General features: G+C 63.1%; 24 protein-coding genes. 16 read left to right on the top strand and 8 right to left on the bottom strand.

Features of this window, described 5'->3' with window-relative positions; genetic code table 11:
* Window positions 1–115 precede the first annotated feature (115 nt).
* Window positions 116–1,045 carry a LysR family transcriptional regulator gene (locus LIY36_RS10995; protein WP_226455697.1) on the bottom strand — a complete coding sequence of 310 codons (930 nt, stop codon included), beginning with the start codon at window positions 1,043–1,045 and terminating at the stop codon, window positions 116–118.
* Window positions 1,046–1,165: 120 nt separating this feature from the next.
* On the opposite strand from LIY36_RS10995, the gene LIY36_RS10990 reads away from it, so the two are divergent.
* Window positions 1,166–2,179, top strand: a complete 1,014-nt coding sequence (locus tag LIY36_RS10990) for a zinc-binding alcohol dehydrogenase family protein (protein WP_226455696.1) — start codon at window positions 1,166–1,168, stop codon at window positions 2,177–2,179.
* Between the two features lie 145 nt (window positions 2,180–2,324).
* The gene (locus tag LIY36_RS10985; RefSeq protein WP_226455695.1) at window positions 2,325–2,498 is read left to right on the top strand and encodes a hypothetical protein; all 174 of its coding nucleotides are present in this window, start codon (window positions 2,325–2,327) and stop codon (window positions 2,496–2,498) included.
* 8 nt (window positions 2,499–2,506) lie between these two features.
* Here LIY36_RS10985 and LIY36_RS10980 read toward each other — a convergent pair whose 3' ends face one another.
* Both LIY36_RS10980 and LIY36_RS10975 read right to left on the bottom strand, forming a co-directional pair.
* Window positions 2,507–3,700 (bottom strand): multidrug effflux MFS transporter, encoded by a 1,194-nt coding sequence (locus tag LIY36_RS10980; RefSeq protein ID WP_226455694.1) that lies wholly within the window; start codon window positions 3,698–3,700, stop codon window positions 2,507–2,509.
* An 85-nt stretch (window positions 3,701–3,785) separates the two neighbouring features.
* Window positions 3,786–3,977, bottom strand: a complete 192-nt coding sequence (locus tag LIY36_RS10975; protein ID WP_192300157.1) for a heavy-metal-associated domain-containing protein — start codon at window positions 3,975–3,977, stop codon at window positions 3,786–3,788.
* A 147-nt stretch (window positions 3,978–4,124) separates the two neighbouring features.
* Here LIY36_RS10975 and LIY36_RS10970 point away from each other — a divergent pair, with 147 nt between their 5' ends.
* The 3 genes from LIY36_RS10970 (at window position 4,125) to cueR (ending at window position 7,171) form a co-directional block, all read left to right on the top strand.
* Complete coding sequence (locus LIY36_RS10970; RefSeq protein WP_192300158.1) at window positions 4,125–4,505, top strand: hypothetical protein; 381 nt, start codon at window positions 4,125–4,127, stop codon at window positions 4,503–4,505.
* A 66-nt stretch (window positions 4,506–4,571) separates the two neighbouring features.
* On the top strand, window positions 4,572–6,773 hold the full coding sequence (locus tag LIY36_RS10965) for a heavy metal translocating P-type ATPase (RefSeq protein WP_226455693.1): 2,202 nt from the start codon (window positions 4,572–4,574) through the stop codon (window positions 6,771–6,773).
* A complete protein-coding gene (gene cueR / locus LIY36_RS10960; RefSeq protein ID WP_192300160.1) occupies window positions 6,770–7,171 on the top strand; it encodes a Cu(I)-responsive transcriptional regulator in 402 nt (133 codons plus the stop codon). The genes LIY36_RS10965 and cueR overlap by 4 nt, the downstream gene beginning before the upstream one ends.
* Before the next feature lie 82 nt (window positions 7,172–7,253).
* Here the strand turns inward: cueR and LIY36_RS10955 are convergent, their stop codons facing one another.
* Both LIY36_RS10955 and LIY36_RS10950 read right to left on the bottom strand, forming a co-directional pair.
* Window positions 7,254–8,153, bottom strand: a complete 900-nt coding sequence (locus LIY36_RS10955) for a PA4780 family RIO1-like protein kinase (protein ID WP_014716761.1) — start codon at window positions 8,151–8,153, stop codon at window positions 7,254–7,256.
* 124 nt (window positions 8,154–8,277) lie between these two features.
* Window positions 8,278–9,555 carry an acetyl-CoA C-acetyltransferase gene (locus LIY36_RS10950; RefSeq protein WP_226455692.1) on the bottom strand — a complete coding sequence of 426 codons (1,278 nt, stop codon included), beginning with the start codon at window positions 9,553–9,555 and terminating at the stop codon, window positions 8,278–8,280.
* 116 nt (window positions 9,556–9,671) lie between these two features.
* On the opposite strand from LIY36_RS10950, the gene LIY36_RS10945 reads away from it, so the two are divergent.
* From LIY36_RS10945 to LIY36_RS10930, 4 genes are all read left to right on the top strand, one after another.
* Window positions 9,672–11,015: a 3-oxoacyl-ACP reductase gene (locus LIY36_RS10945; RefSeq protein ID WP_226455691.1), complete on the top strand. Its 1,344-nt coding sequence runs from the start codon at window positions 9,672–9,674 to the stop codon at window positions 11,013–11,015.
* 2 nt (window positions 11,016–11,017) lie between these two features.
* On the top strand, window positions 11,018–11,866 hold the full coding sequence (locus LIY36_RS10940; RefSeq protein WP_226455690.1) for a MaoC family dehydratase: 849 nt from the start codon (window positions 11,018–11,020) through the stop codon (window positions 11,864–11,866).
* A 291-nt stretch (window positions 11,867–12,157) separates the two neighbouring features.
* The gene (locus tag LIY36_RS10935; protein WP_226455689.1) at window positions 12,158–13,723 is read left to right on the top strand and encodes a collagen-like triple helix repeat-containing protein; all 1,566 of its coding nucleotides are present in this window, start codon (window positions 12,158–12,160) and stop codon (window positions 13,721–13,723) included.
* Between the two features lie 174 nt (window positions 13,724–13,897).
* On the top strand, window positions 13,898–15,583 hold the full coding sequence (locus LIY36_RS10930) for a ShlB/FhaC/HecB family hemolysin secretion/activation protein (protein WP_226455688.1): 1,686 nt from the start codon (window positions 13,898–13,900) through the stop codon (window positions 15,581–15,583).
* Window positions 15,584–15,635: 52 nt separating this feature from the next.
* On the opposite strand, the gene LIY36_RS10925 is transcribed toward LIY36_RS10930, so the two are convergent.
* From LIY36_RS10925 to LIY36_RS10915, 3 genes are read right to left on the bottom strand one after another with little or no spacing between them, the layout of a single operon-like run.
* Entirely contained in the window at window positions 15,636–16,043 is a 408-nt protein-coding gene (locus LIY36_RS10925; RefSeq protein ID WP_192300166.1) for a response regulator, read from the bottom strand.
* 55 nt (window positions 16,044–16,098) lie between these two features.
* Entirely contained in the window at window positions 16,099–16,296 is a 198-nt protein-coding gene (locus tag LIY36_RS10920; protein ID WP_192300167.1) for a Flp family type IVb pilin, read from the bottom strand.
* A 46-nt stretch (window positions 16,297–16,342) separates the two neighbouring features.
* Window positions 16,343–16,534: a Flp family type IVb pilin gene (locus LIY36_RS10915; RefSeq protein WP_192300282.1), complete on the bottom strand. Its 192-nt coding sequence runs from the start codon at window positions 16,532–16,534 to the stop codon at window positions 16,343–16,345.
* A 323-nt stretch (window positions 16,535–16,857) separates the two neighbouring features.
* Here LIY36_RS10915 and cpaB point away from each other — a divergent pair, with 323 nt between their 5' ends.
* Genes cpaB through LIY36_RS10880 form a run of 7 tightly spaced genes read left to right on the top strand, consistent with a single transcriptional unit; the run spans window position 16,858 to window position 24,003 of the window.
* Entirely contained in the window at window positions 16,858–17,799 is a 942-nt protein-coding gene (gene cpaB / locus LIY36_RS10910; RefSeq protein ID WP_192300168.1) for a Flp pilus assembly protein CpaB, read from the top strand.
* A 20-nt stretch (window positions 17,800–17,819) separates the two neighbouring features.
* Complete coding sequence (locus LIY36_RS10905; RefSeq protein WP_226455687.1) at window positions 17,820–19,037, top strand: type II and III secretion system protein family protein; 1,218 nt, start codon at window positions 17,820–17,822, stop codon at window positions 19,035–19,037.
* A complete protein-coding gene (locus LIY36_RS10900) occupies window positions 19,034–20,224 on the top strand; it encodes a pilus assembly protein (protein ID WP_226455686.1) in 1,191 nt (396 codons plus the stop codon). Before LIY36_RS10905 ends, LIY36_RS10900 begins: the two co-directional genes overlap by 4 nt.
* Window positions 20,221–21,495: a CpaF family protein gene (locus tag LIY36_RS10895; protein WP_226455685.1), complete on the top strand. Its 1,275-nt coding sequence runs from the start codon at window positions 20,221–20,223 to the stop codon at window positions 21,493–21,495. The genes LIY36_RS10900 and LIY36_RS10895 overlap by 4 nt, the downstream gene beginning before the upstream one ends.
* Before the next feature lie 12 nt (window positions 21,496–21,507).
* Entirely contained in the window at window positions 21,508–22,392 is an 885-nt protein-coding gene (locus LIY36_RS10890; RefSeq protein WP_226455684.1) for a type II secretion system F family protein, read from the top strand.
* 1 nt (window position 22,393) lies between these two features.
* Window positions 22,394–23,278, top strand: a complete 885-nt coding sequence (locus tag LIY36_RS10885) for a type II secretion system F family protein (protein ID WP_192300173.1) — start codon at window positions 22,394–22,396, stop codon at window positions 23,276–23,278.
* A gap of 11 nt (window positions 23,279–23,289) precedes the next feature.
* Window positions 23,290–24,003, top strand: coding sequence for a tetratricopeptide repeat protein (locus tag LIY36_RS10880; RefSeq protein WP_226455683.1), 714 nt, complete (start codon window positions 23,290–23,292; stop codon window positions 24,001–24,003).
* The last annotated feature ends 20 nt before the right edge of the window (window positions 24,004–24,023 follow it).

Raw genomic sequence — 24,023 nt, 5'->3', positions numbered from 1 at the left:
TCATTTTTCTGCTGTGGTTGGCGCCAAAGTATAGGGGCGCAAGCAACCCGTTCCGCGCCGTCCGACAGCGCGGATAAGGACAGAATCTGAGTGAAATTTCCTCGCTTGCTGGAGGCTACTGCCCAGCGGTAAATCGCTCCGGCCACTGCGCGGTCAAAGTCGCACAACGCGACACAAGCATTTCGCGCAGCAGGTTGACCGGTTTGCTCAATTGCGCACGGTGGGCACACAGCAGATTCAGCGGCGTACGCTCACCACGCAGCTCCGGCAGGATCACGCGCAAGCGCCCGGCGAGCACGTCAGCGCTGACATCCAGCCAGGACTTGTAGGCAATCCCCACCCCCGCCACTGCCCAGCGGCGCACCACGTCGGCATCGTCACTGAAGCGGTCGCCACTCACCGTCAGGCTGATCTCGCGTTTGCCGTCGTGAAAGCTCCAGCGGTCATGCACGCGGCTGCCAAGCATGTACAGCAGGCAATTGTGCTGGGCCAATTGCTCCAGGTGCCGGGGTTCGCCGTGCCGTGCGAGGTAGCCGGGCGCCGCGCACAACACGCGCACATTGTCCGGGGCCACCGGCAATGCGATCAGGCTGGAGTCCTCGGGCTCGCCGTAGCGCAGGGCGATGTCTACCGGCTGGCGAAACAGATCGGCAATCCGGTCGCCCAACAACAGACGCACGGTCAGTTGCGGATGCTCACGCTGGAAGTCATCCAACCACGGCAGCAACAGGTTGCGCCCCAGGTCCGAGGGTGCGGACAACTGCAGCACACCGCTGACCTGATCCTGGCCACTGGCCAATAGGCGCCGCCCCTCGTCCAGCGAACTCAGCGCAGCGCGGGCATACTCCAGGAACCCCTCACCTTCAGCCGTCAGGCGCAGGCTGCGGGTGGAGCGCGCCAGCAAGCGCGCGCCCAGTTGCTGTTCGATGCGCTTGAGCACCGCACTGGCCACGGCGGGCGACAGGTCCATCACCCGCGCTGCCGCCGACAGGCTGCCCAAATCCGCCGAACGTACAAACAACTGCAAATCGTCAAAACGCAGCATGCCGCCCATCCATTATCAAAATTTTATTGAAACAGACCTCTGTTTTAGCCGCTTTTATCTATACGGGAAATAGCCAATCATCTGTCCATCCCGTTTATTCGCCCACTTCCCGGAGCCCCCATGAAAGCCATCGCGTACTACAACTCGCTGCCGATCAACGATCCCCAATCCCTGCAAGACATCGAACTGCCAGCGCCGGTCGCCGGCCCGCGTGACCTGCTGGTGGAAGTCAAAGCCATCTCGGTCAACCCGGTGGACACCAAAGTACGCCAGAACGTCGCCCCGGAAAACGGCGCCGCCAAGGTGCTGGGCTGGGACGTCGCCGGGGTGGTCAAGGCGGTCGGCAGCGACGTGACGCTGTTCAAGGCCGGCGACAAGGTGTTCTACGCCGGCTCCCTGGTACGCCCCGGCGGCAACAGCGAACTGCACACCGTGGACGAACGCATCGTTGGCCACATGCCCAAGAGCCTGGGTTTTGCCGAAGCCGCCGCGCTGCCGCTGACGGCGATCACCGCCTGGGAATTGCTCTTCGAGCGCCTGCAAGTATCAGAGGGCAAAGAAGACAGGGGCCAGAGCCTGCTGATCGTCGGTGCCGCCGGTGGCGTGGGGTCGATTCTGACCCAACTGGCCAGCCAGCTCACCGCGCTGAAGGTGATCGGCAGCGCCTCGCGCCCGCAAACCCAGGCCTGGGCCAAGGCACTGGGCGCAGACCTGGTGATCGACCACAGCCAACCGCTGAGCGAAGAACTCAAACGCGCCGGTGTCGGCCAGGTCACCCACGTCGCCAGCCTGACGCAAACCGACCAACACCTCGATCAACTGGTCGAAGCCCTGCAACCCCAAGGCAAGCTGGCGTTGATCGACGACCCGAAGGCGCTGGACGTCAGCAAGCTCAAGCGCAAGAGCCTGTCGCTGCATTGGGAGTTCATGTACACGCGTTCGATGTTCGAGACGGCGGACATGATCGAGCAGCACCACCTGCTCAACCGCGTCGCCGAGCTGATCGACGCTGGCACCCTGCAAACCACGGTGGGCGAACACTTCGGCGTGATCAATGCGGCGAACCTGCGCCGCGCCCATGCCCTGCTGGAAAGCGGCACGGCCAAGGGCAAGATCGTGCTGGAAGGATTCTGAAAAGGGTCTGTAGGCGTCGTCCGTTATTCATGTGAGTGATGGACGACACCATTAGTCAGAGAGTTGATCTTTGTCATATTTGCGCGGGTATACGGGTTTATATTGGCCGCCTTTGCCACGATTCTTTTACGCGAGGAAGTCAGTAATGAAGATCCTGATAAAAGCGTTAGCAAAATCCCAGTGGGAAGTGCGCCTGGACCAGAAGGCCATCATCTTCCACAGTGAAGCCGAGGCCCGCGCCTTTGCCGATACCCTGCAAGCCCGAATCCAGGCCCCTCACCGTCTTCCCGTCAACCAGCAACACTCCGCCGCTGGCTGACCGCCACCTCAGACCTGCGCTTGCGCGGCCCGAGCCCGCTGCAAGCGCTGGGTCGACACGGCCACCGTCACCGCCAACACACCGCACAGGCTGATGACCATGGCCATCGGCAGCGCCGTGCCATCGTGCAACAGGCCGACCAACGACGCCGCCCCCGCCGCCACACCAAACTGAATGCAACCGAGCAGCGCCGACGCACTGCCCGCCCGCGCCCCTTGCCCGCTCATGGCGCAGGCCGAGGTGTTGGGCAAAATGCAGCCCAGGCTGGCGATGCAGATAAACAGCGGCACCAGCAGCGGCCACAGGGCATCGGTGTGCAAAGCGCTGATCGCCAGCAATGACAACGCCGCCGCCAGGTACACCCACACGCTGCGCGACAGCAAGAACGCCGGGCCGCGCTTGGCCAGCAAGCGCGCGTTCACTTGGGCGATCAGGATGAAACCGGCCGCGTTGGAACCGAATACCCAGCCGTAATGCTCGGCAGGCACGCCATACAGTTTGATGAATACGAAAGGTGAACCGGCGATGTAGGCAAACATCCCGCCAATCGCAATACCGCCAGTGAGGGCGTAGCCGAGGTAGACCCGGTCCGACAGCAACGACAGGTAGCGCCGCAGCGAGCCGGACAATGGCTGGCGCGGCTGATGGGCCGGGAAGGTTTCCGGCAGGCCGACGGCCACCGCAATCGCCGCCAATACACTGAACGCGGTCAGCGCGAGGAAGATCGACTGCCAGCCCCACAACCCGACCATCACCCCACCCGCCAACGGTGCGAGGATCGGCGCCAACCCCGTGACCAGCATCAGTTGGGAAAACACCTTGGCCGACCCCACCGCATCACATTTGTCGCTGACCACGGCGCGGGAAATCACCATGCCCGCACAACCGCCCAGGGCCTGGACGAAACGTGCGGCGATCAGCCATTCCAACGACGGCGCATAGGCACAGGCAAAGGAAGCGAGGGTAAACAGGGTCACACCGCTGAGCAGCGGCACGCGCCGGCCAAAGCGATCGGCCAGCGGGCCGTAGATCAATTGGCCGATGGCCAGGCCGGTGAAATACACCGCCAGGGTGGTCTGGATATGTTTTTCGTCAGTGCCGAACGCGATAGCCATGGCGGGGAAGCCCGGCAGGTAAAAGTCGATCGCCAATGGTGCGAAGGCGCTCAAGGCGCCCAGAATCAGAATTATGCGCAGGTTCATCAGACACCCAAGTGAGTCGGCAGCTCGACAGTCTAGCCGCGCTTGGGTGCCTTGAACATTACGTTAGCTCGCTAACTATTAAAAATCAGACGACGCTGTAGCCTTCTTCCCGAATCGCATCGGCGATCTGCTGCGCGCTCAGTTGGCTTTGCACGCTGACTTGCTTCGCGGCGAGGTCCACCTTCACTTCGGCGCTCGGGTCCTGGTTGTGCACTGCCTGGGTCACCGATTTGACGCAATGGCCGCAGGTCATTCCTTCAACGCTGAATACTTGCATGACATGACTCCTGTATTGAGGGTAGAGGCAGTCTCGACCTTGCCATCATGGCAAGGTCAAGCTCAGAAAATATCCGCCGGGCTGGTATTCGCCCGCGCTGTCGGCCAAGCTTCACCCATCTTTGATTCAACCCACGGAGCATTCGCCATGCGCTGGTCGTTTTTTGCCCTTGCCGGCCTGATGAGCTTGTCTGCCGCTGCGCCGCTGGCCAGTGCCGCAGAAGACTATGCGGTGTTGATCATTTCCCGGGAACGCCTGGAAGTGTCGACCAACTGCGAGATCGGCCTGTACCTGAATGATCAGCTGGCAGGGCGGCTGTTCCAGGAACAGTCCACCTCGTTCAACCTGCCGGCGGGCAACCTGTCGTTGCGCCTCAAGTTGCTGCCGGGCCAGGCACCGGGCTGCCAGCCGGGCCTGCTCGCGCCGCCAGCACAGAACATCACGTTGAAGGTTGGCGACGTGCGCAAACTGCGCATTGCCCAGGGTCCGGACGGCATGTATCTCAAAGCCGCTGCGCTGGACTATTAAACGGCCTTGACCTTCCCCACAGGTCAAGGTTGATGCTAGGGGCCACTTCTCCTGGAGGACTGCCCCATGAATGGAACCACCACCTTTGACCTGCCGATCAGCGGCATGACCTGCGCCAGCTGTGCCGGCCGCGTCGAGCGCGCGCTGGGCAAGGTGCCGGGGGTGCAAAGCGTCAGCGTCAACCTGGCCAACGAGCGTGCCCACGTCGAAGTGGCGGGCCAGATGGACCCCGGTGTGTTGATTGCCGCCGTCGACAAGGCCGGCTACACCGCCACCCTGCCGCAGAGTGAAACCGCTACCGAAGTCGATCAGGCCCAGCGCCTGCAGCGCGAACGCCTGTCGCTGCTGCTGGCGATTGCCCTGGCGCTGCCGCTGGTGCTGCCGATGCTGGTGGACCCCTTCGGCCTGCACTGGATGCTGCCCGCCTGGGTGCAGTTCGCCCTGGCCACCCCGGTGCAATTCATCTTTGGCGCACGCTTCTATATCGCCGCGTGGAAAGCCGTGCGCGCCGGTGCTGGCAATATGGATTTGCTCGTGGCCATCGGCACCAGCGCCGGTTACGGCCTGAGCATCTATGAATGGCTCAGCGCCCACCCCGGCATGGCGCCGCACCTGTATTTCGAAGCCTCGGCGGTGGTGATCGCCCTGGTGCTGCTGGGCAAATACCTCGAAAGCCGCGCCAAGCGTCAGACCGCCAGCGCCATCCGCGCCCTCGAAGCCTTGCGCCCGGAGCGGGCGATTCGGGTCAATGGCGGGCGTGAAGAAGACGTCGCCATCAACGCGCTGGCGCTCAATGACCTGGTGCTGGTCAAGCCCGGCGAACGCTTCCCGGTGGACGGTGAAGTGGTGGAAGGCCAGAGCCACGCCGACGAAGCGCTGATCAGCGGCGAAAGCCTGCCGGTGCCGAAGCAGCCAGGGGACAGCGTTACCGGCGGCGCCATCAACGGCGAAGGCCGCCTGCTGGTGCGCACCACCGCCCTGGGCGCCGAAAGCGTGCTGGCGCGGATCATCCGCCTGGTGGAAGACGCCCAGGCCGCCAAGGCGCCGATCCAGAAACTGGTGGATAAAGTCAGCCAAGTGTTCGTGCCCGCCGTGCTGGTGCTGGCGTTGGTCACGTTGGTGGGCTGGTGGCTGTACGGCGCATCGCTGGAAACCGCGATCATCAACGCGGTCGCCGTGCTGGTGATTGCCTGCCCGTGCGCCCTGGGCCTGGCTACACCCACCGCAATCATGGCCGGCACCGGCGTGGCTGCGCGCCATGGCATCCTGATCAAAGACGCCGAAGCCCTGGAGCGCGCCCATGCAGTCAGCGCCGTGGTCTTCGACAAGACCGGCACCCTCACCTCCGGCACGCCAAAAATCGCTCATCTGAGCGCCGTGGATGGCAACGAAGCCCTGCTGCTGCAACAGGCCGGGGCGCTGCAACGTGGCAGCGAACACCCGCTGGCCAAGGCCGTGCTGGACGCCTGCAACGAACAAGGCCTGGTGGTGGCCGACGTGAGCGCCAGCCAATCCCTGACCGGGCGCGGCATCGCCGGTACTCTCGATGGTCGGCAGTTGGCCCTGGGCAACCGCCGCCTGCTCGAAGAAAGCGGCTTGAACGCCGGTGACCTGGCCGAGTCCGCCAAGGCCTGGGAGGCCGAAGGCCGCACCCTGTCCTGGCTTATCGAGCAAGGCGCGCAACCGCGTGTGCTGGGGCTGTTCGCCTTTGGCGACACGCTCAAGCCCGGCGCACTGGAAGCAGTCAACCAACTCAAGGCGCAACACATCAGCAGTCACCTGCTCACCGGCGACAACCGCGGCAGTGCGCGCGTGGTGGCCGAGGCGCTGGGCATCGACGACGTGCACGCCGAGGTGCTGCCCGCCGACAAAGCCGCCACCGTCACCGAATTGAAAAAAACCGGCGTGGTGGCCATGGTCGGCGACGGCATCAACGACGCCCCGGCCCTCGCCGCCGCCGATATCGGCATCGCTATGGGGGGCGGCACCGACGTGGCCATGCACGCGGCCGGCATCACCTTGATGCGCGGCGATCCACGCCTGGTGCCGGCCGCGCTGGAGATCAGCCGCAAGACCTACGCAAAAATCCGCCAGAACCTGTTCTGGGCCTTTGTGTATAACTTGATCGGCATTCCACTGGCAGCATTCGGCCTGCTCAACCCGGTGTTGGCCGGTGCGGCGATGGCGCTGTCGAGCGTCAGCGTGGTCAGTAATGCCCTGCTGCTGAAAACCTGGAAACCCAAGGACCTGGAGGATCACCGCCCATGAACATCGGCCAAGCCGCACGCCAGAGCGGGCTCAGCGCGAAGATGATTCGCTACTACGAATCCATAGGCTTGCTCAAGGCCGCCCACCGCACCGACAGCGGCTACCGTGTGTACGGTGCCGACGACCTGCACACCCTGGCGTTTATCAAACGCTCGCGGGACTTGGGGTTTTCTTTGGAGGAGGTCGGCAAACTGCTGACCCTGTGGCAAGACCGGCATCGGGCCAGCGCCGACGTAAAAGCCCTGGCGCGCCAACACATTGATGAGTTGAATCAGAAGATCATGGAACTGGGGCAGTTGCGCGATACCTTGCAGGACCTGGTGGAGCACTGCCATGGCGATCATCGGCCGGACTGTCCGATTCTCAAGGAGTTGGCGTCGGGCAGTTGCTGCACCTGATGGAATCTACCTGAATACATACAAAACCAAATGTGGGAGCAAGCCCGCTCCCACATTTTTTAGATCTACGCAGGCCTTGAGATCACTGCATCCAAGGCGGCGGCGGTGGCTCGTCCGGGACTTTGCTCGGTGGTGCATCGTCCGCCGCGCGGATCGCCTGCCGACGCTCTTCATCCAGCCGCGCCGCTTCGATCTCGCGGATCACGCCGCCCACGTCCGCCAGTTCTTCCGGCTCATCGAACTCGCCGGTCAACACACTGGCCGGGTGCAACGTGCCGGCTTCGTAAAGCGCCCACATTTCCTTGGCGTATTTGGTCTTTTTCAACTCCGGGGCAAAACGCCCGAAGTACGACGCCATGTTGCCCACATCCCGCTCCAGCATGCTGAACGCGTGGTTGTTGCCCGCCGCATCCACCGCCTGGGGCAGGTCGATGATCACCGGGCCGGTCGGCGTGAGCAGTACGTTGAACTCGGACAAGTCACCGTGCACCAGGCCGGTACACAGCATCAGCACGATCTGCGAGATCAGGAAGGCGTGGTATTCACGCGCCTGGTCCGGCTCCAGTACCACGTCATTCAGGCGCGGTGCCGCATCGCCGTACTCGTCGGCCACCAGCTCCATCAACAGCACGCCTTCCAGGAAGTCGAACGGCTGGGGCACGCGAACGCCCGCACCGGCCAGGCGGAACAACGCCGCCACTTCAGCGTTCTGCCAGGCATCTTCGGTTTCTTTCTTGCCGAATTTGGAGCCCTTGGCCATGGCCCGGGCCTGACGACTGTTGCGGACCTTGCGGCCTTCCTGGTATTCGGACGCCTGACGAAAACTTCGTTTGTTCGCCTCCTTGTAAACCTTGGCGCAACGCAATTCATTGCCGCAGCGCACCACATAAACAGCTGCTTCTTTACCACTCATGAGTGGGCGCAGCACTTCGTCGACCAGACCGTCTTCGATCAGGGGTTCAATGCGTTTAGGAGTCTTCATCAGCTTTTATTGTGGGTCCTTTATTACCAAATACGCGTATGGCACTCGTTATACGGCAATCGGCCCGCCGGTGGGAGAGGCGACTGACCGTTGATCACTTAAGAATGCATCAGATATGCCAGTTTCAGCGCTCAATGATCGCTGTAACCCCCTGCCCGCCCGCCGCACAGATTGAAATCAGCCCACGCCCCTTGCCCGCCGCGTCCAACAGTTTGGCCAGGTTGGCGACGATACGCCCACCCGTGGCAGCAAACGGGTGCCCGGCCGCCAATGAACTGCCCTTGACGTTGAGCCGGCTGCGGTCGATCGCGCCGAGGGGGGCATCAAGCCCGAGGCGCGTCTTGCAGTAGTGCGCATCCTCCCACGCCTTGAGCGTGCACAACACCTGGGCAGCGAAGGCTTCGTGGATCTCGTAGTAATCGAAGTCCTGCAGCGTCAGGCCATTCCTCGCCAGCAAACGCGGCACCGCATACACCGGCGCCATCAACAGGCCTTCGGCACCGTTGACGAAATCCACCGCCGCCGCTTCACCATCGCGCAAATACGCGAGGATCGGCAGCCCACGCTCTTTAGCCCAGGCCTCGCTGCCCAACAATACCAATGAGGCACCATCTGTCAGAGGCGTGGAGTTGCCCGCCGTGAGCGTAGCTTTTTCGCCACGTTCGAACGCCGGCTTGAGCGCGGCAAGTTTCTCTAGGGTCAGATCCGGGCGCAGGTTGTTATCGCGGGTCAGGCCGAGGAACGGCGTGAGCAAATCGTTGTGCCAGCCTTCGGCGTAGGCGGCCGCCATGTTCCGGTGACTCTCCAGCGCCAGCTGGTCTTGCTCGGCGCGGGGGATCTGCCAGGTCTGCGCCATCAGTTCGCAATGCTGGCCCATGGACAACCCTGTACGTGGCTCACCGTTGCGCGGCAGTTCCGGCTTGAGGTGATGGGGGCGCAGTTGCAACAGCACTTTAAGCTTGTCCGCCAGGGATTTGCTGCGGTTGGCTTGCAGCAGAATCTTGCGCAGCCCTTCGTTGACGCCGATGGGCGCGTCGGACGTGGTGTCGACCCCACCCGCAATCGCGCACTCGATCTGGCCCAGGGCGATTTTGTTGGCCACCAGCAACGCCGCCTCAAGCCCGGTGCCGCATGCTTGTTGAATGTCATAGGCCGGGGTTTGCGGCGACAGGCGCGAGCCGAGCACGCATTCGCGGGTCAGGTTGAAGTCCCGCGAATGCTTGAGCACCGCGCCGGCGACCACCTCGCCGATACGCAAACCGTGCAGGTTGTAACGCTCGATCAGGCCTTCCAGCGCAGCGGTCAGCATCGCCTGATTGCTCGCCGTGGCGTAGGGACCATTGGAGCGGGCAAAAGGGATGCGGTTACCGCCAATGATCGCTACACGGCGCAATTGAGTCATGAAAATCTCCCTGCTGGATATGGGTGTAATCCGTCAGCCTAGCCTAGGCTGATCGAACGACTAGCGCGTTTTGATGGTCAACTTTTCTTTGAACCACAGTTTCTGGAGAGCGTTCCATGCCTGACCGTTATATCGACTTCGCCAATTCAGGCCTCGGCCATCGTCTGGTCGCCGCCCTTGGCCTGCCGTCACCGGTACGCCTGGAACGCTGGCAGGCCGGGCGTCTGCGCCCGGTCGACGGCGCCTTGTTACTCGGCGGTGGCGGGTTGGTGGACAAGGTGCAGGCATTCGCGCACAAACTCACCGACGCCATTTACACCTACGGCACCGAAACCTCGACATGGATCCCCGGACATGGCCCGAAGATCAAGGCCGTGGTATTCGACGCCAGTGAGCTGCAGCACACCGACCAACTCAAGCAACTGCGCGAATTTTTCCAGCCACTGCTGAAAAACCTCGATAACAGCGCGCACCTGGTGATCCTCGGTCGTGCGCCAGAGAGCTTTCTCAACCCATTCGCGGCCAGTGCCCAACGCGCCCTTGAAGGCTTCAGCCGGTCCCTGGCCAAAGAGTTGCGCAACGGTGGCGTGCTGCAATTGCTTTACGTCGGTGACGGCGCCGAAGACCAACTGGAAGGCGCGCTGCGATTCTTCCTCTCACCCAAAAGCGCATACATCTCGGGCCAGGTGATCCGCCTGGAAGCCTGCGCCACGCCGGTCGAGGACTGGACCCGCCCGCTGGCCGGGCGCACGGCGCTGGTCACCGGAGCCGCCCGAGGCATTGGCGCGGCCATCGCCGAGACTCTCGCCCGCGACGGCGCCGAGGTGGTCCTGCTCGATGTGCCCCAGGCCAAGACCGACCTCGACGCTCTGGCCGCACGCCTGGGCGCGCGTAGCGTCGCGCTGGACATCTGCGCCGACGCCGCCGCCGACCAGTTGGTCGAGCAACTTCCCACCGGCCTCGACATTCTGGTGCACAACGCCGGTATCACCCGCGACAAGACCTTGGCCAACATGACCCCGGACTTTTGGGACGCGGTGGTGGCGGTCAACCTGAACGCCCCGCAAGTGCTGACCAAGGCGCTGATCGACAGCGGCACCCTGCAAGACCACGCCCGCGTGGTGCTGCTCGCCTCCATCAGTGGCATCGCCGGCAACCGTGGGCAAACCAACTACGCCGCGAGCAAGGCCGGCTTGATTGGCCTCGCACAGGCCTGGGCGCCGCTGCTCAAGGGCCGTGGCATCAGCATCAATGCCGTGGCGCCGGGCTTCATTGAAACCCAGATGACCGCGCATATCCCGTTCGGCCTGCGTGAGGCCGGGCGTCGCATGAATTCGCTGGGCCAGGGCGGCCTGCCGCAAGACGTCGCCGAGGCCGTGGCCTGGCTTGGCCAACCGGGGTCCGGCGCGGTCAGCGGCCAGGCGCTGCGGGTGTGCGGGCAAAGTCTTCTGGGAGCGTAACCATGGATTGGCAAACCTTAGGCAGCACTCCGTTTCTGCCACCGCTGTACTGGCGTGCGGCGCTCAAGCGCAAAATCAGCGGCGACACCTTGCCCGCCCTGGGGCTGCGCTGCCGGGTCAGCGTCGACCCTACGCACGTGGCGGCCTATCGCAGGGTCTGCGGCTTTGCCGACAGCCCGATCCTGCCGGCGACGTACCCGCATATCCTGGCGTTCGGCCTGCAGATGCAGTTGCTCACCGACACAAGGTTCCCCTTCCCGTTGCTGGGCCTGATTCACCTGGGCAACTGCATCCGTATCCACAGGCCCTTGGGCGGCATCAGCGACCTGACCCTCAGCGTACACACGCAAAACCTCAAGCCTCACCCCAAGGGTGCGACCTTTGACGTGGTGACCACCGTCGAAGATGCCCTGGGCCTGCTGTGGGAAGCCGAAAGCCGCATGCTCTGCCGAGGCGTGAAGACTGACGGCAACGCGGCGGACGACGCCCTGCCCACGCCCACCCCCGTCAGCGAACTGACACGCTGGCCCGCCCCTGCCGACGTCGGTCGGCGTTATGCCAGGGTGTCCGGCGACTACAACCCGATCCACCTCAGCGCCCTGACCGCCAGGCTGTTCGGGTTCCCCCAGGCCATTGCCCACGGTCTGTGGAACAAGGCGCACGCCCTCGCCGCCCTCGGTGAGCATCTGCCCGCGGCCAATATCGAAATACACGTCGAGTTCAAAAAACCGGTGCGCTTGCCCAGTGAAGTGCGGTTATTCACCAGCGCAGCCGGTTCCAGCGGTGAATGGGTGTTGAAAGGCAGCGAAGAGATTGAGCACATGCTCGGCAAGTGGCAACCAATCGCCTGAAACAAACCGATAAATTGTATATATACACCTTAAGTGATAGCGGACTTCATAAAGTCCGCCCCTTCATTCAACCCCATGTTTTTTAATATATATACATCCTCCCCTTACACCCTTCGTATTAATCGCCAAGTACAGACTTGCCCTCCCTATATAAATCGTTAATACCAAGTTGAGCATTGCGCGAAAGTTGCCCCAGGCCTGTGATGATTCCACGGACAAACCCATCGCTATCCAAAGAAATAGCGAGTGTTTGAAGACAACTCAGGTTGTACAGGTGCAAGGAACTCAATCATGAAAACTCAAGTAGTGTTTTGGAAAGCAAGTACCGCACTCGCCCTCGCCGTAGCACTGACACTCGGCGGCTGCAGCAGCGGCGGTGGTGGGCATCACAGCGGCGGCTCGTCCTCCACCGACGATACGACTGCCGGCACAGGTGGCACTGGCGGTGGTACTGGCGGCGGCACTGGAGGTGGAACTGGTGGCGGCACTGGCGGAGGTACTGGAGGAGGCACAGGTGGCGGCACAGGTGGCGGCACCACCGGTCCTGGCACTGGCACCGGCGGCACGACCACGCCATTGGTCACCGCCACCGTCGTCGACACCGTGGGCACTACCGTGACCGGTGCCGGCACCGCGGTCGAAAGCCTAGGCACTCAACTGGGCAACCTGCCGATTGTCGGCGCTACCGCCGGCGGCCTGGTGACTGCCACTGGCACCGCAGTGGGCAGCATCGGCACTGGCCTGTCGGACGGCTTGGGCACGCTCGGCACTGACAGCAACGCACTGGGCACGACCCTCGCCGGGGTCGGCAACGGTGTCTCGGACCTGGGTGATGGCGTGAGCACGACCGGCACCAACGTTGCCACCTTGCTCGGGCGCGTGCCCGTGGTCAGCGGTGTCGCGCCGGTGGTCGGCGGGGCAGTCGACAATGTCGGCAACGTCGTGACCATGCTCGGCGACACCCTGAGTACCGCCAGCACCACCGGCCCACTGGGTTCGGTCACCAACGCCGTCGGCGCCAGAGTGCTGGTGCCCGTGGTCTCGCTGGTGGAAAAAACCACCGGCCAAGTCGGCACCGCAACCGGCCTGAACAGCCCTGTCAGCGGCCTGCTGAATAAAGTCGGGAGTACCGTCGACGGTCTCGGCAATCAAGTCGCCAGTGCGGGCGGCACTGGCAACCCAGTCACCGGCGCGGTGGGCAGCGTGCTCAATGGCGCAGGTACTGTGGTCGCCAGCGCCGGGGGCTACGTCAACCCAACCGGCGGCACGGGTGGCGGCACGGGGACAACCAACCTCGGCCTGCCGGAACTCATCGGCGGCGTGATCGCCGGCGCCGGCAACGGCCTCAATGCCGGCAACACCAATGGCCTGGTCAGTGCGGCGGGCATCACGGGCGGCAACGCAGGCGGTAGCGTGGCATCCCTGGGCACGCTGCTCGGCGGCAGCGGCGTACCGAACAGCGCAGCGGGTGCGCCAGTGGCGGCACTCACCACCAGCGTGGGTGGCGCGCTCAACCCGGTCACCAGCGGCGTCACCAGCCTCACGCAGAACGTCGGTAGCGCCACTGGGCTCGGCGCTCCGGTCAATGGCCTGGTCACCAACGTCGGCGGGGCTGTGAGCAACCTGGGCGGCGCCATCGTCGGCACCAATGCCAACCCGGTCACCAATGCCTTGGGCGGCACTGTGAACGCCGTCGGCAACACCGTGGCCTCGGTGGGTGGCGTGGTCACAGGTGGCACCAGCGGCGGTGGGTTGCTCGGTGGCGGCCTGAACCTGGGCGGCAGCGCATCTGCCAGCGCCAGCGCCGGTACGAGCAGCAACGGCGGCCTGCTCGGAGGCCTGATTGGCAATAAATAGAATTGCACCTGGCCGATTAGACGGCCTCCCCTACAGCGCCTACGCTTGGTTGAGACGAGAGACCCAGTAAGTCTCTCGTCTTTTTTAGCGCCAATGAAAGGCACCCGAACCGCGCCCCCAGAGCCCGGCGGGAATCTGCGAAACGCTGCAGCAGTTTTGACCATGGAGTGTCCTATGCGCGCTTTCACGCCGTTGTTGTTGCTCACCCTCAGTGCCTACGCCCACGCCGATACCCTGCCCAGCTTCCTCAATAGCAACGACACCATCCGCAACCTGCCCGTGCCCAACCTGCCCGCCGATGCCTATCGACCGAACACCCCGCAGACCCAGTTGCCGACGCCCGCAGCCAGCGAAGCAAGACCCTTATTGATGGACACCAAAGTGACCATCCGCAAACTGCAGATCGACGGTGGCACGGTCTACCCGCTCAAGGAACTGGCCCAGGCGTTCGAGCCGCTGATTGGCCACGAAACAGACCTGGCCCACCTGATCGAAGCCACCCGCAGCATCACCCGGCGCTACCAGGCGGACGGTTACCTGCTGTCCTACGCGTTCCTGCCGGAACAACATTTCGAAGGCGGCCTGGTGCACGTGGTGCTGGTGGAGGGCTATATCCGCGATTACCAAGTGCAGGGCGACATCGGCTCGGTGTCGGCCTACGTCACCAAACTCGCGGACAAACTCAAGGCCGAACGCCCCCTCACACGCAAGACCTTCGAGCGTTACACCACGCTGATGGGCGCGATACCGGGCGTGACGCTCCAGGCGCAAGTGCCGCCACCGGGCACCACCGACGGCGGCACCCGCATGCAGATCACCGCCAGCCGCAAGCCGTTCACCACCAGCATGAGCCTCAACCAGGCCAGCCGTGGCGGCCTGCAAGCGCTGCTCAGCGCCACCAGCAACTCCCAGACGTCCATGGGCGAGCAGTTGACCGTCAGTGGCCTGTTCCCGCCGGGCGACGACAAGGAACACTACTACCGCGCCGCCTACAGCCAATTCATCAATGCCGAGGGCACCCAACTGGCACTTTCGGGCGAACGCTACCGCGCCGACCCAGGCACCAACCTGCAACTGGGCGGCGGTTTCGAGCTCAAGCCGCACCAGGCCATCGACCGATTCTCCATTGGTTTGAGCCACCCGCTGATCGCCTCGCCGACCGAGTCGTTGAGCCTGGGTACACGCTTGTACGGCGTCGACCAGAAAACCCGCTATCAACTGGTGGGTTTCCCCAATCGCTTCGATGTCGAAACAAACCTGCGCGCCCTGGCCTTCGAAGGCGACTGGCGCAAGGCCGACAGCGACCAACTGCGCATCCTCAGCGCCGGTTTGTACCAAGGCATCAACGGCATGGGCGCCAAGACCCGCAGCGATCTGCAAGGGCTAAAACCCGACCTCGACTTCTTCCGCCTGCGCCTGTCCGGCGTGCAAAGCAACAAGCTGTTCGCCAGCAACTTCCAGGGCGTGCTGTCGGGGGCGTTCTACTGGAGCGACGACACCCTGCCCGACAGCGAACGCGCCACGTTCGGCGGGCAGAGTTTCGGCCGAGGTTACCCGGATGACCAGGGTTCCGGCGACAAGGGCTGGGGCGTGGCCTACGAGGTCAACTACAGCTACAACCGCGCCGGCGACTGGGTGCGCATCCTGCAACCCTACGTGGTGTTCGACCGCGCCAAAACGTGGTTCAACGAAGTGCCGGTCAAGGGCAATAACCTGTCCTCGGCGGCCGTCGGCCTGCGCTTTGGCGACAGCAAGTACTACAACATTGCGTTGGAAGCGGCCAAGCCGATGTCGGACGTCGCGCTGGACAGCTTTGATCGGCGGCCGCGCTATACCTTGAGCTTCAGCTATCAACTCTGAACGGCAGGGTTGTAAACCTGTGGCGAGGACGCTTGTTCCCTCGCCATTGAGGTCAGAGATGGCGTTTCTGGAGAGGAAACAGATTGTTGAGGGTATCGATCAAGCGCACCAGATAGATCGGCTTGCGAAACAAATCCAGCACTTGCAGGCGCAGCATGTCACTGACGTCATCCATTTCGGCATGACCCGACATCACGATCACCGGCAGGTGCTGACGGTCGGTGTGTTCGCGCAGGCGCTTGATCAGGGAGATGCCACTTTCCTCGGGCATGCGCAGGTCGGTGATGATCAGCGCGATGTCGGGGTTGAGGGTCAGTTCCTGTAGCGCGAAGGTCACGGAGGTGGCGGTGAAACAGACAAATCCCTCATTTGCGAGGGATTCGGCGAGTTCGATCAGGGCGTCTTCTTCGTCGTCCACCAAGAGGATTTGTTGCCGGGAAGACGAGGCAGGGAGGCTCATGGAAAAAGATCCTGACACTAAGAATGTACTCAGGTTAGTCGCGTCAATAAAATGATCAAGTCGACAGCAGGCTCGTTTCGATCAGGTTGAACAATACCTTCACACGGTCGCTGATCGGGGTCATGAAAATACCGATCACCGCCGCGCACATCGCCGCCACAATGGCGTACTCGATGCCGGAGGCGCCGTCCCTGGCGCTCACCATTACTTGCACTTTCACGTACGCGCTGCGAATGCTGTCTTCGATGTGCATGTAGAGCTCCGTCAAACTAAAGAGGAGAACGCAACGCATTAAAATATCAAGTACCGATCCCGGTTTGTATGGAAGTAAAGATAGCCTTCACCTTGGTGCTGATAGGTGACATGAACGCCCCGATGACCGCCGCACACATCGCTGCAACAATCGCATATTCAATACCGGAGGCCCCTTCCCTGCCATACGACAGGATCTGGATTTTGATGAACACCTTGCGAATACCGTCAAGGAACATATTGAACATATGACTTCTCCTTTGCGCAGGAAGCGCGATGTAGCGGGCTTGCAACATGATCTTGCTATGCCTCAAGAGCATTGTCGGCAAATCCACTCCCGACAACTGTAACAAGCGACTAATCACAAAGTATTAGTCAGTTTCATGGCGCCAAACCCCCTGTATTTGTGTGGCGACGCATAATATTCAGACGGATTAATGGCGTTTTGTCCTAGCTCTACTACCTTCAAATAGCGAAATAGTCAGAAGCCCAGAATGCACTGATTGCGTAGTAGCTGGACGGACCCGATGGCAGGCCCGGCAGCAGGAAAGGGAGAGCCTTTATGAGCAGTCGTATCAGCATGATTCTGGCCGTGATATTGCTGCTCGGCGCGCTGATCGCCGGGTATTGGGGCCTCGTCCTGAGCCGGCCGGAGCCCATCACCGCCGTCGCGCCACCTGTCATTAACAACGCCCCCGTGGCTCCCGTCGAAGACCCGACCCGCCTACCCGTGGTCGTACTGATCCATGACGTGCCGCCCTTCGTCGCGCTGACCGCCGCCGACCTGAGCGTGGAAAAACTCAAGACCGTGCCCGCCGGCAGCCTGACCCGCCTGGACCAAGCAGTCGGCCGCGCCCCATGGCGCGCCCTGGAAGCCGGCACCTGGCTGACCGAAGAGAGCTTCAGCGCCGGCGGCAACCTGTCCCGCATGATCCGCCCCGATGAGCGCGCACTGGCGGTCGCCGTGGATGAAGTGACCGGCGCCGGCGGCCAACTCAACCCGGGTGACTACGTTGACGTGATGCTCTATCTGCGCCAGGAAAACGGCAACCCGCAACCCTCCGCACAAACCATCATCCCGGCCCTGCGCCTGCTGGGCGTGGGTGATCAGCTGGGGCTGACCAACGACGGCAAACCCGGCTCCCCGGTACCCGTCACCCAGGAAGACAAGGCCAGGCAACAACAAAACCGCGCCAGTGCGCGCACGGTGTTGCTGGCGGTGCCTGAACAGTTGATGACCCGCCTGGTCCTGGCCATACAAGCCGGCAACCTGCGCCTGGCCGTACGCAGCGCCGACGAGCAGCGCCTGAGCCACTACTGGAGCGGCGGCACCGACGCCATGGCCAACCTCGACAGCGCCAAGCGCGATCTCTACCAATTCAACCAACTGGCGCTCACCACGCCGCCCCTCGGCAACTTCAACCGGCCCGCCACCACGGGCGCCCCACGGCGCTCTGGGGTCGAAGTCATACGCGGCAACCAGATCACTCAACAAACGCCCTGATAGCGCTAAGGATGCCTTGAATGAGCAGTCGTTCCATGCCGAAGTTTTCGCGAGTGTTCTGGGCCGTCATCACCCTCAGCCTGCCCGTCGCGGCCGCCCAGGCGGCTTCCGCCAACTGCGCCAGCCTGGGGCAGTTGCCCGCCACGCTGGAGGTGGGTGAAGGGCTGCAACAGGCCATACAGTCGCCGGTCGCCATTACCCGGCTGGCCGTCGGCGATCCGAAAATCGCCGACGTACACGTCAACGGCAACCAGGCCTTCCTGCTCACCGGCGTCGCGCCCGGCGCCACCACCCTGATGATCTGGACCGCCTGCTCGCCCAACCCGCGCCAGACCATGGTGTTCGTCAAAGGCAAGGCCACTTCGGCGTTGACCAGCCAGTCGCTGTCGCCGTCGGATGACCCTTCGCTGCCCAGCCAGGTGCAGACCGACATCCGCTTCGTTGAAGTCAGCCGCACCAAGCTCAAGGAGGCGAGCATCAAGTTCCTGGGGATCGGCACCAACTTCTTCGTCAGCAGCCCGAGCATCGTCTCGCCCTCGGAGAGCGTGTTCAAACTGCCGGTGAGTACCGACAATTTCAACGTCGGCTTCGGCGGGGGTCGAGTCAAGGCGATGATCAATGCCCTGGAAAGCAGCGGCTTCGCCTACACCCTCGCACGCCCCAGCCTGGTGGCCCTGAGCGGCCAGAGCGCGACCTTCCTGGCCGGCGGCGAAGTGCCGATTCCGGTGCCCAGTTCCGGCAGCGACAGCATCTCCATCGAGTACAAGGAATTCGGCATCCGCTTGACCCTCACCCCCACGGTGATCGACCGCAACCGCATCACCCTCAAGGTGGCGCCGGAAGTCAGCGAACTGGACTACAGCAACGCCATCGCGATCCAGGGCATCCAGGTGCCCGCGCTTACCGTGCGCCGCACCGACACCAGCGTGTCCCTGGCCGATGGCGAAAGCTTCGTGATCAGCGGGCTGATCAGCACCAACAACCGTTCGACCATCGCCAAGTTTCCCGGCCTGGGTGACATCCCGATCCTGGGTGCATTTTTCCGTGACTCCAACATCAGCCGCGAAGAAAAAGAGCTGCTGATGATCGTCACCCCGCACCTGGTCCAACCCCTGGCCGCCAACGCGCAACTGCCTTCGCTGCCAGGGGAAAAACTGCGCAGCTATGACCCGAACTGGTATCGCCTGTTCTTCCTCGAAAACGGTAATTTCGACCGACGCACGGGACTGTCCCAATGAGTGAAAGCCTGAGCCAGACCTTCCTTGCAATCACCCGCAACGGCACCGACCTGGAATGGCTGCAGGGTGCCCTCGCGCCCCTCGGCCAAGTGGTCAGCGCCGGCAGCGGCAGCCTCGACGAATTGCTGGCGTTGGTAGACGTGACCTTCGCCAACCTGGTGTTCATCGGCCTGGACCGGGAAAACGTCAGCAACCAGTGCGCTCTGATCGAAGGCGCCCTGGAGGCCAAGCCCATGCTGGCCATCGTGGCCCTGGGCGACGGCATGGACAACCAACTGGTGCTGAACGCCATGCGCGCCGGGGCCCGGGACTTTGTCGCCTACGGCTCGCGTTCCAGCGAAGTGGCGGGGCTGGTCCGGCGCCTGGGCAAACGCCTGCCCGCCGTGGCCCACACCAGCCACCTGGGCGGCCTGACCGTGCTGTACGGCACCCAGTGCGGCACCGACGGCGCCATGCTGGCCGACCACCTGGCCCATGTGGTGCAGAAAAGTGGCCAGCAAACCCTGGTGCTCGACCTGGGCCTGCCACGGGGCGACAGCCTGGCGTTGCTCGGCCTGGAAAGCTCGTTCCACTTTGGCGATGCCCTGCGCCACCTGCGCCGCCTCGACGCCACGCTGATCAACAGCGCCTTTACCCAGGCCGAGGATGGGTTGCGGATCCTCGCCTACACCGACGGCGACGATCCCCTGGAACAGACCAGTGCCGCCGAGCTGTACATGCTGCTCAGCGCCCTGCGCCAACACTTCCAGCACATCGTGGTGAACCTCACCGGGCAGCCGGACAGCGACGCCCTGCGCACCGTTGTCAGCCACTGCGACAAGCTCTTGTGGTGCACCGACCAGAGTGTGCTCGACTGCCGTCGCAACCTGGCGGTGCTCAATCGCTGGCGCGAAAAGGGCATGAAACTCGAACACGGGCGGCTGCTGATCGACCGCTACATCAAAGGCGCCGCGCCCGAGGCCGAAGCCTTGGGCAAAACCTTCGGCCTGGAGGTGATGGCCATATTGCCGCTGAGTGCAGAGATCCGCCTCAACGCCAAGAATCAGGGCCAAAGCCTGTTCACCCTGGCCCCGCGCGAACCCTTGACCCAAGGCTTGCGCAACCTCGGCGAGCGCTTGGCCAAGCGCTCCGAAGGCCTTGAGAAACCCACCGCCAACTGGCTGACCCGTCTTTGGAGCACCAAATGAGCGGCGACAAACTGTTCGGCGGGCCGGGCGGGCGCAGCGCCGTCGGCAACACCGACCATGACGGCCTCAAGCTGGTACTGCACCGCTACATCATCGATGCCATCGAGGAGTCGGGGCGCAACCTGCTGGAAGGCACACGCCAGTCCCTCGCGCAGTTTGTGATCGACAAGGTCAGCGAATACATCACCCGCATGCACCTGGCGATTTCCCGCTACGAGATGGAACGCCTGGCCGAAGAGATCGTCGACGAACTCACCGGCTTCGGCCCGCTGGAAGTGCTGCTGCGCGATGCCTCCGTCACTGAAATCCTGGTCAACGGCCCCCATCGGGTGTTCGTTGAGCGCGAGGGGTTGCTGCACCAGAGTGACCTGCGGTTTATCGATGACCATCACGTGGAACGCGTCATGCAGCGCATCCTCGCGCCGTTGGGGCGGCGCCTGGATGAGTCCTCGCCGATGGTCGATGCGCGGCTGCCCGACGGCAGCCGGGTCAACGCGATCATCCCGCCGATTGCCCTGGATGGGCCGTGCCTGTCGATCCGGAAATTCCGCAAGGACATGCTCAAAAGCAGCGACCTGGTGGCGATGCAAACCATCGACCAGCCGATTTTCGAGTTCTTCCAGGGCGCGGTGGGCAAGCGCTGCAACATCCTGATCAGTGGCGGTACCGGCACCGGCAAGACCACCTTGCTGAACATCCTCAGCCAACTGATCAACCCCCATGAACGGCTGGTCACCATCGAAGACGTGGCTGAACTGCAACTGGGCCACCCCCACGTGGTACGCCTAGAAACCCGCCCGCCGAATGCCGAAGGCCACGGCGAAGTAAAGGCCAGCGACCTGATCCGCAACGCCCTGCGGATGCGCCCGGACCGCATCATCCTTGGCGAGATCCGTGGCGTCGAAGTGCTCGATGTGCTCACCGCAATGAACACCGGCCACGACGGCTCGATGAGCACCGTGCACGCCAACAATGCCCAGGACGCACTGCTGCGCCTGGAGACGCTGGTGGGCCTGACCGGGCGTCTGATCGCGGAAAAAACCCTGCGCCAGATGATCTGCGCGGCACTCGACGTGATCATCCAATTGTCACGCCTGCCCGACGGCCGCCGCTGCGTCACCGAAGTGGTGGAAGTGGTCGGTGTGCGCGATGACATCTACGTCACCAATACCTTGTTCCGCCTCGACAAGCGCACCGGCTACGGATTCTTGCGCGAGGCCATCAACCCCGCCGGCGACAAGCTGCGCCGCGAGAGCCACCTGCCGCACTAGGAGGCGTGCCCCATGCTTGGTCCGATACTGCTCGCGCTGACCTCCCTGGCCATGTTGTTGCTCGGCGTGCAGTTGATGCGTCGCGGGGTACGTCAGGCCCAGACCGACCGCGTATTGGAGCGCCTGGCCCACGGGCAGCCGCAAACCCAGGAAAGCAACCCACTGCTCAACAGCCTGGAGCGCGCCTTTATGCGTGCCGGCCTGGGCAAGCCGACCGAACGCCTGGGGCTGTGGCTGAGCTTGTGGGCACTGGGCGTAGTGCTGGGGTTGCTCGCCTTCGAATGGTTGGGATTGCTGGTGATGCTATTGGGGCCGCCGCTGATCCTGCGCTTCTACATTTCACTGCGCTATCAACGGCGCTTGCAGCGCATGATCGAACAGCTACCGCAGTTGCTCGATCACGCGGTGCGCAGTCTCAAATCCGGGCGCACCCTGGCCGATGCGGTGCTCAACGCTATCGACGCCAGCGACGACCCACTGCGCACCGCCATGGGCCGCATCAAGCGCAATGTGCTGCTGGGCGTCAGCCTGCCGGAGGCCACCCACGATTTCGCCGAGCTGTATGAACAGGATGAATTGCGCCTGTTTGCCCTCGGTTTGAAGGTCAACCATCGGTATGGCGGCAACGCCAGCGAGCTGCTGGAAAACCTGATCAAGATGATCCGCGAGCGCGACCAGGGTGCGCGCCAACTGCGCGCAATGACCGGCGAAACCCGGGTCACCGCGGTGGTCCTGGCGTTGTTGCCGGTCAGCGTGGCGGGCTATTTCCTGCTGACCAACCCGACGTATCTGGTGGGCATGTGGGCCGATGACAGCGGCCAATGGTTGCTGATCGGCGCCTTCAGCATGCAGGTCTTCGGGTGCGTGGCGCTGTGGCGCATGCTGAGGAGCGTCTGAGATGGCCGTGATGATCAGCATCGCCCTGTTTTTCGCGGCACTCGCGCTGCTGGTCATCAACCTGCTCGCCCATCGTCGCCAGCAGCGGCTGGTCAGCCAGCGGCTACAGGGCAACACCGTACGCGATGACAAGATGGGCCAGTTGCTGCGTCAGTTGGGCAATACGCGCATCGGCCAGCGCACCATCAGCCTGGACAACGAAACCCAGACTCTGCTCAACCGCATCGGCTGGAGAAAGGCCAGCCAGCGCTCGATGTTCGCCGCCTGCCAGGTGGGCGCGCCGATTCTGTTGCTGGGCCTGACGATCCTGGTGCAAAGCCTGTTTTTCCCGGACGTCGCCCATGTCTGGCCGGTGCCGTTTCTCGGGTTTGCCGTCGGTTACCTGCTGCCCAAACGTGTGCTGGCCTCCGTCGCCAAACGGCGCCAGGAGCAGATCGCCCAGGAGATTTCGACCTTTATCCCACTGCTGCGCATCCTGTTCGAGTCCGGCATGGCGGTGGAGCAAACCTTGCGGGTCATGTCCAACGACTCCCAGACCTTGATGCCGGTGCTGACCGCCGAGTTGCGCCTGGTGCTGGCACGGGTGGACTCGGGCCTGGAGCTGGGCGAAGAACTGAGCAAAACCAGTCTGATGCTCAGCGTGGATGAGTTCACCGACACCTGCACCATCCTGCAACAGCTGCTGTATCAGGGCGGCGGTGCGATGAAATCGTTGCAGGCGCTCAAGCAACTGCTCGATGACCGGCGCCTGACGCGCATGCAGGAATTCATTTCCAAGATGTCGGCCAAGATGTCGGTGGTGATGATGGTTTTTCTGTTTCCCGCGCTGCTGATCGTACTGGCCGGCCCGGGGTTTATCGCCATATCCAAGGCCATCGGCACTTGAGAGGACGCACCATGAAATTACTGTTTGCCGCCTGCAGCCTGCTACTGATCAGTGGTTGCGCGAACATGGGCCAGGCTCCCTGGGCCGGGTTCGCCGGCACCGGCAGTTGCACCAAGCCCAACGCCGACCAGGAGCTGTCGCTGAACCTCGCCGACGACATGGCCAACGACGGCAAGCTGCACGCCAGCCTGGCCAATCTGCAGAACCTGTCGGACAACCTGCCGCAGGTGCGCCTGCGCAAAGCCAAGGTCTACCGCTTGCTGGGGCGCAGCGAGGCCGAAGGGTTATATCGCGGCCTGCTCGGCACGTGCCTGGCGGCCGAGGGCGAGCACGGGCTGGGCCAACTGGCGGTGGCCAAAGGGGATAACGGCCAGGCCATGGAGCATTTGCAGCGGGCAACCAGGTTGTCGCCCATCGACGAGAAAATCCGCAATGACCTCGGCGTGGTCTACCTCAACCAGTTGCGCCTGGAGGACGCGCGCTTCGAATTCCTCACCGCCATGGAACTCAACCAGAGCAGCTCACTGGCGGCAGTCAACCTGGTCACCCTGCTGATCTATCAGGACAACTGGACGCAGGCGTCGCAGTTGGTCAGCCGCTTTGGCTTGAGCCCGGAGCAATTCACCCAGGCCCAGCTCCGCGCCGAACAACTCAAGCGCTCGGCGCCCCGCGCCAGGGAGCAAGTGGCAACCGTCAGCGACGCACGGCAAGTGCCCGTCAAATAAGTATCCGAGGGAGTATTCAG

The sequence above is a fragment of the Pseudomonas sp. AF03-9 genome (assembly GCF_020515815.1).
Classification (GTDB): Bacteria; Pseudomonadota; Gammaproteobacteria; order Pseudomonadales; family Pseudomonadaceae; genus Aquipseudomonas.
Note: the sequence above shows the minus strand (reverse complement) of the source record. Positions and strands in the feature narration are given on the sequence as shown.

Bases quoted from the DNA above. Each gene is read 5' to 3' on its own strand.
- LIY36_RS10965 (WP_226455693.1), top strand. From the start codon at position 4,572: ATGAATGGAACCACCACCTTTGACCTGCCGATCAGCGGCATGACCTGC.
- LIY36_RS10970 (WP_192300158.1), top strand. From the start codon at position 4,125: ATGCGCTGGTCGTTTTTTGCCCTTGCCGGCCTGATGAGCTTGTCTGCC.
- LIY36_RS10990 (WP_226455696.1), top strand. From the start codon at position 1,166: ATGAAAGCCATCGCGTACTACAACTCGCTGCCGATCAACGATCCCCAA.
- cpaB (WP_192300168.1), top strand. From the start codon at position 16,858: ATGAGCAGTCGTATCAGCATGATTCTGGCCGTGATATTGCTGCTCGGC.
- LIY36_RS10915 (WP_192300282.1), bottom strand. From the start codon at position 16,534: ATGTTCCTTGACGGTATTCGCAAGGTGTTCATCAAAATCCAGATCCTG.
- LIY36_RS10945 (WP_226455691.1), top strand. From the start codon at position 9,672: ATGCCTGACCGTTATATCGACTTCGCCAATTCAGGCCTCGGCCATCGT.
- LIY36_RS10975 (WP_192300157.1), bottom strand. From the start codon at position 3,977: ATGCAAGTATTCAGCGTTGAAGGAATGACCTGCGGCCATTGCGTCAAA.
- LIY36_RS10930 (WP_226455688.1), top strand. From the start codon at position 13,898: ATGCGCGCTTTCACGCCGTTGTTGTTGCTCACCCTCAGTGCCTACGCC.
- LIY36_RS10925 (WP_192300166.1), bottom strand. From the start codon at position 16,043: ATGAGCCTCCCTGCCTCGTCTTCCCGGCAACAAATCCTCTTGGTGGAC.
- LIY36_RS10920 (WP_192300167.1), bottom strand. From the start codon at position 16,296: ATGCACATCGAAGACAGCATTCGCAGCGCGTACGTGAAAGTGCAAGTA.
- LIY36_RS10905 (WP_226455687.1), top strand. From the start codon at position 17,820: ATGAGCAGTCGTTCCATGCCGAAGTTTTCGCGAGTGTTCTGGGCCGTC.
- LIY36_RS10900 (WP_226455686.1), top strand. From the start codon at position 19,034: ATGAGTGAAAGCCTGAGCCAGACCTTCCTTGCAATCACCCGCAACGGC.
- LIY36_RS10885 (WP_192300173.1), top strand. From the start codon at position 22,394: ATGGCCGTGATGATCAGCATCGCCCTGTTTTTCGCGGCACTCGCGCTG.
- LIY36_RS10950 (WP_226455692.1), bottom strand. From the start codon at position 9,555: ATGACTCAATTGCGCCGTGTAGCGATCATTGGCGGTAACCGCATCCCT.
- LIY36_RS10995 (WP_226455697.1), bottom strand. From the start codon at position 1,045: ATGCTGCGTTTTGACGATTTGCAGTTGTTTGTACGTTCGGCGGATTTG.
- LIY36_RS10935 (WP_226455689.1), top strand. From the start codon at position 12,158: ATGAAAACTCAAGTAGTGTTTTGGAAAGCAAGTACCGCACTCGCCCTC.
- LIY36_RS10895 (WP_226455685.1), top strand. From the start codon at position 20,221: ATGAGCGGCGACAAACTGTTCGGCGGGCCGGGCGGGCGCAGCGCCGTC.
- LIY36_RS10940 (WP_226455690.1), top strand. From the start codon at position 11,018: ATGGATTGGCAAACCTTAGGCAGCACTCCGTTTCTGCCACCGCTGTAC.
- cueR (WP_192300160.1), top strand. From the start codon at position 6,770: ATGAACATCGGCCAAGCCGCACGCCAGAGCGGGCTCAGCGCGAAGATG.
- LIY36_RS10955 (WP_014716761.1), bottom strand. From the start codon at position 8,153: ATGAAGACTCCTAAACGCATTGAACCCCTGATCGAAGACGGTCTGGTC.
- LIY36_RS10985 (WP_226455695.1), top strand. From the start codon at position 2,325: ATGAAGATCCTGATAAAAGCGTTAGCAAAATCCCAGTGGGAAGTGCGC.
- LIY36_RS10890 (WP_226455684.1), top strand. From the start codon at position 21,508: ATGCTTGGTCCGATACTGCTCGCGCTGACCTCCCTGGCCATGTTGTTG.
- LIY36_RS10980 (WP_226455694.1), bottom strand. From the start codon at position 3,700: ATGAACCTGCGCATAATTCTGATTCTGGGCGCCTTGAGCGCCTTCGCA.
- LIY36_RS10880 (WP_226455683.1), top strand. From the start codon at position 23,290: ATGAAATTACTGTTTGCCGCCTGCAGCCTGCTACTGATCAGTGGTTGC.